This is a genomic window from Kribbella sp., assembly GCF_035687465.1.
In the GTDB taxonomy this organism is placed as follows: domain Bacteria; phylum Actinomycetota; class Actinomycetes; order Propionibacteriales; family Kribbellaceae; genus Kribbella.
Genome location: NZ_DASRXP010000522.1, coordinates 1 through 4,577 on the forward strand (window position 1 = coordinate 1; position 4,577 = coordinate 4,577).

At 68.0% G+C, this 4,577-nt stretch carries 4 protein-coding genes and 1 pseudogene; 4 read left to right on the forward strand and 1 reads right to left on the reverse strand.

Annotation, left to right across the window (positions count from 1 at the left end; translation table 11 throughout):
- From VFG33_RS27770 to VFG33_RS27780, 3 genes are all read left to right on the forward strand, one after another.
- Positions 1 to 1,206 (forward strand): hypothetical protein (locus VFG33_RS27770; protein ID WP_325055918.1); only part of this gene is annotated, 1,206 nt, incomplete at its 5' end.
- 109 nt (positions 1,207 to 1,315) lie between these two features.
- Positions 1,316 to 1,810: a SigE family RNA polymerase sigma factor gene (locus VFG33_RS27775; RefSeq protein ID WP_325055919.1), complete on the forward strand. Its 495-nt coding sequence runs from the start codon at positions 1,316 to 1,318 to the stop codon at positions 1,808 to 1,810.
- Entirely contained in the window at positions 1,807 to 2,664 is an 858-nt protein-coding gene (locus VFG33_RS27780) for a hypothetical protein (RefSeq protein WP_325055920.1), read from the forward strand. The genes VFG33_RS27775 and VFG33_RS27780 overlap by 4 nt, the downstream gene beginning before the upstream one ends.
- 8 nt (positions 2,665 to 2,672) lie before the next feature.
- Here VFG33_RS27780 and VFG33_RS27785 read toward each other — a convergent pair whose 3' ends face one another.
- Positions 2,673 to 3,836: an acyl-CoA dehydrogenase family protein gene (locus tag VFG33_RS27785; RefSeq protein ID WP_325055921.1), complete on the reverse strand. Its 1,164-nt coding sequence runs from the start codon at positions 3,834 to 3,836 to the stop codon at positions 2,673 to 2,675.
- Between the two features lie 134 nt (positions 3,837 to 3,970).
- Here VFG33_RS27785 and VFG33_RS27790 point away from each other — a divergent pair.
- A pseudogene (locus VFG33_RS27790) lies at positions 3,971 to 4,577 on the forward strand (UDP-glucose 6-dehydrogenase); the annotation flags it as partial.

Here is a 4,577-nt window from a genome sequence, read left to right on the forward strand (position 1 = left end):
GCCGGTGCGGCGGCCGGCCTGTCGGTCCTGGGCAACTGCACAGGTCGGACCGAGAAGACCGCGACTCCTGAGCGGACTACTCCTCCAACTCCAACGCCGACTCCCGCCGGCGAGCGTGGCTATCTGATCTTCTTGACGACCAAGGACGGCGTGAAGGTGCTCGACCAGGACGCCCGGGTGGTCGTGCCGCCGACCAGCGTGGCCACCTCCACACCTGATTGGCGGCATGTGGTCACCGCCTCGGCGGACGGCACCGGTACCCACGTGGTGGTTCGTGACCTGGCCTCCGGGCAGGTGCTGTCAGGCACCACACTTCGTGGCCGCCTGGCGCCACGGATCGTGTCTGCGAACGGCCCCCTGGTCGCCTCGGTACCCCCAGGCGGCGCCGGTATCTACGGACTGCACGATCCGCAGGGCCGGGAGCGCACGACGGTCGTCGTCTCGCAGCCCGGCGGCGAGCGCGTCCGCCTGGATCTCCCCGGCAACATCGAGCCCGAGGCCTTCTCGCCCGACGGCAACTATCTCCACGTTCTGGACTACGTGCCGGCAGCCCGTCCAGAGCGGTACCTCCCGCGCGTGGTCGACCTGAGGACCCGCCAAATGGACGCTGTCCTCACCCGGGAACTGCCGACCGGGGCGACGGAGGAGATGCACGCTCACCGGATCGAACGCATCGTCGATCCGCGGCGCGAGATGCTGTTCACGCTTTGCTCACACGAGGGGGATGCGATCGCCTTCGTGCACTGCCTCGACCTCCGTAAGCGCTGGGCCCAGCGCATCGCCCTGCCCGCGCCTTTCGGGCAAGGGCGCCCAGGCGTGCACGGGATCGCTCTGTCCCCCTCCGGCGACAGACTCACCGTGGTCCATTCCCTGTCGGCCCGGGCAGTCGACATCGATCCCGATCACCTCGCGGTCAAGCGAGCCTACTCGTTCGCAGCGACCAGGCAGGACGGCAAACCAGGCGTCCTGATCACACCCTCAGGCAGCCTCGTCGTCAGCGTCGACCGGCTGGTGATCGTGGCAGGCGGCCGGCAGATCCCGACCCACGGACAGACTCGTGGACTCGCGCTGGGCACCGCGAACGACATCTGGGCCGGACACCCCGACGGCCTGGCGCAGTACAGCCTCACCACCGGCAAGGAACTCAGAAGGATCGCCGTCCCGAACCTCTACGTGCTCAAACACGTTCATCCCAAACCCACCTAGCCCAGTAGCCAGTCGAACTGGCCGGACCCATGCCCAGGTTTGGCGGCGGATGCAACCAACTCAGCCCTCGGAGGCGTGTCTAACTCAGTACCGAGGAGGGGGAGGACAGATGAGTGATCGGGACGCCGCGTTCGAGGCGTACTTCGCGGCACGCTCGGACGCCATGCGCGGCACGGCATACCTGCTCTGTGGCGATTGGCATCGCGCGGAGGACCTGGTTCAGCAGACGTTCACGAAGATCTACCTGGCGTGGCGCCGGATCCAGCGGCACGAGGCGATGGACAGCTACACCAGGCAGACACTCGTGCGGACGTTCTTGTCCGAGCGGCGCCGAGGGTGGTTCCGGCACGAGTCGGTCGGGACTCCGCCGACCGATCGGGCGGCGCCATCGTCTGGCCTTGCCGACGAACGAGTCGTGTTGCTGGAGGCACTCGCGAAGGTGCCACCGAGGCAACGCGCCGTTCTGGTCCTGCGGTACTGGGAGGACGCGTCCGTCGAGCAGACGGCCGCACTCCTCGATTGCTCGGCAGGAAATGTCAAGAGCCAGGCCGCGCGCGGGCTGGAGACGCTGCGCGGTCTGCTCGAAGAGGAGAGGGTTCGATGAACGAACAGGATTTCAACGAGGCATTGCACGACGTGATGACGCGCAGCAGTCCGCCACCGTCGATGGATCCTTCGCGCGCGCTCGAGCAGGGCCGCAGGGCGCGCAAGCGGCGCAGGGCGGTGTGGATCGGGGCCGCCGTCGTGCCGCTGGTGGCCGGCGTCGGGGCCGGTCCCGTGCTGATCGCGAACTACGCCAGTGGCCGGTCGGCGGATCAGCAGGTGGCGGGCGGCACCAGCACGACACAGCCGGTGCCCACGGTGACGCCGACGGTGGCGCCGACGACGCGGAAGACCGGTGACCCGTGGCCGGACGGCCAGGTGGACCGCACGGCGACCACGGGTCCCCGCGCCGAGCGGGCCGTGACGCTGATGAACGACCTCAGCTCGTCAGTGCCGCCGGGATTCAGCACGCCGAACCTGAAGTACCCGGACGGTCGCTCGATGAGATGGCCGCAGGGGCAGTATGCGTCCAGTGACGGGGAGCAGGACTACTGGGAGTACATGGCCACCATCCCGGTGCAGAAAGACGACACGGTCGGCAAGCTGCTGGTGAAGTCGACAACGCCGGACGGCAAACCGGCCATAGACCCCTGCAAGCTGGCGCAGAAGTTCTGGGATGGAACCGGTACCTGCACCATCGTGGACGTCGACGGCAAGAAGGTCGGCGTGGTGACCAATGGTCGCGGCTCCTACGATCAGTGGGCCGCCTACCGGCACGACGACGGCACCGTCGTGTACCTCGCGCAGGCCAAGCGGAGTGACGACCCCAAGCGATCGCCGCTGACACGACCGGTGTTCACCAACACCCAACTAGCCGAGCTGGTGACGTCGGCGAAGCTCAAGATCAGCACCTGATCCTGACCTCAGTTGAGGCCCTTGAGGAGTTGGCGGGCCATCACGATGCGCTGGACCTGGTTGGTGCCTTCGTAGATCTGGGTGATCTTGGCGTCGCGCATCATGCGCTCGACCGGGTAGTCGTGGGTGTAGCCGTAGCCGCCGAGGAGTTGGACGGCGTCCGTGGTGACCGCCATCGCGACGTCGGAGGCGAAGCACTTGGCGGCGGCGCCGAAGTAGGTGAGGTCGGAGTCGCCTCGCTCCGACCGCGCCGCTGCGGCGTAGGTGAGCTGGCGGGCGGCTTCGATCTTCATGCCCATGTCGGCGAGCATGAACTGCAGGCCCTGGAACTCGGCGATCGCCTTGCCGAACTGCTTGCGCTCCTTGACGTACCCGAGCGCGTAGTCGAGTGCACCCTGGGCGATCCCGAGTGCCTGCGCGGCGATCGTCACCCGGGTGTGGTCCAGCGTCGCCATCGCGATGGCGAACCCGGTGCCCGGGTCGCCGATCATCCGGGAGGCCGGGATCCGGACGTTGTCGAGGTACACCTCGCGGGTCGGCGAGCCCTTGATGCCGAGCTTCTTCTCCGGGGCGCCGAAGGAGACGCCGTCGTCGGACTTCTCCACCACGAACGCGCTGATGCCCTTGGACCGCGCATCCGGATCCGTCACCGCGAACACCGTGTAGAAGTCGCTCTCACCGGCGTTGGTGATCCACCGCTTCACGCCGTTCAGCACGTACTCGTCGCCGTCGGCCACGGCCCGCGTCTTCATCGAGACCGCGTCCGAACCGGCCTCCGGCTCCGACAGGCAGTACGAGAACATCGAGTCGCCGGCCGCGACCGGCGGCAAGTAGCGGTCCTTGACCTGGTCCGATGCCGAGAGCAGCAACGGCAACGAGCCGAGCTTGTTCACCGCGGGGATCAGCGAGGAGGACGCGCAGGCGCGAGCCACCTCCTCGATCACGATGACTGTGGCGAGCGCGTCCGCCCCGGCGCCGCCGTACTGCTCGGGGATGTGCGGGGCGTGGAAGTCCGACGCCACCAGCGCGTCGTACGACGCCTTCGGGAACTCGGCGAGTTCGTCCACATCACCGGCATGCGGGGCCACCTTGGCGTCGCAGACGTCGCGAACCGCCGCCCGGATCGCCTGGTGCTCCTCGGACAGCGCGTACAGGTCGAATGAGTTACTCACGGGTATCAATGTACGACGGATCGTCCGCCGCGGGGAGCCGTCGGCCCCGGAAAGTGACGAACGGCGCACGGTCCGACCGCGCCCGGCCATGAGCCGGTCATCGAGTGCTAACCCTGATCGGTAGAGTCGCCCGCATGACTGAAGGCACCCCCAGCGGTCGACCGCTGCGCATTGCGGTGATCGGCACGAACTACCTCGGCGCCAACACCGCCGCGGGCATGGCGGAGTTCGGCTTCGACGTGATCGGCGTCGAGATCGACGAGCACCGGCTGAAGCTGCTGAACGACGGCAAGGCCCCGCTGTACGAACCGGGCCTGGATCCGCTGCTGAAGAAGCACACCGACTCCGGCCGGCTGCGGTTCACCAACGACTACCGCGAGGTGGGCGACTGGGCCGACGTGCACTTCATCTGCGTGGGCACGCCGCAGCTCGAGGGCAGCGACGCCGCCGACCTCGCCCAGGTGAACTCGGTCGTCGACATGCTCGCGCCACTGCTGACGCGACCCTGCCTGGTGGTGGGCCGCTCCACCGTCCCGGTCGGTACTTCGAAGCTGGTCGAACAGCGGTTCCACACCGAGGCCCCGGCCGGCCAGGGCATCGAGATCGCCTGGCAGCCCGAGTTCCTTCGCGAGGCGCACGGCGTCGACGACACGCTGCACCCGGATCGCCTGGTGTTCGGCGTACAGTCGGCGACCGCGGAAGCCAAGCTGCGTGAGGTTTTCGCCACCCCGATCGCCGAGG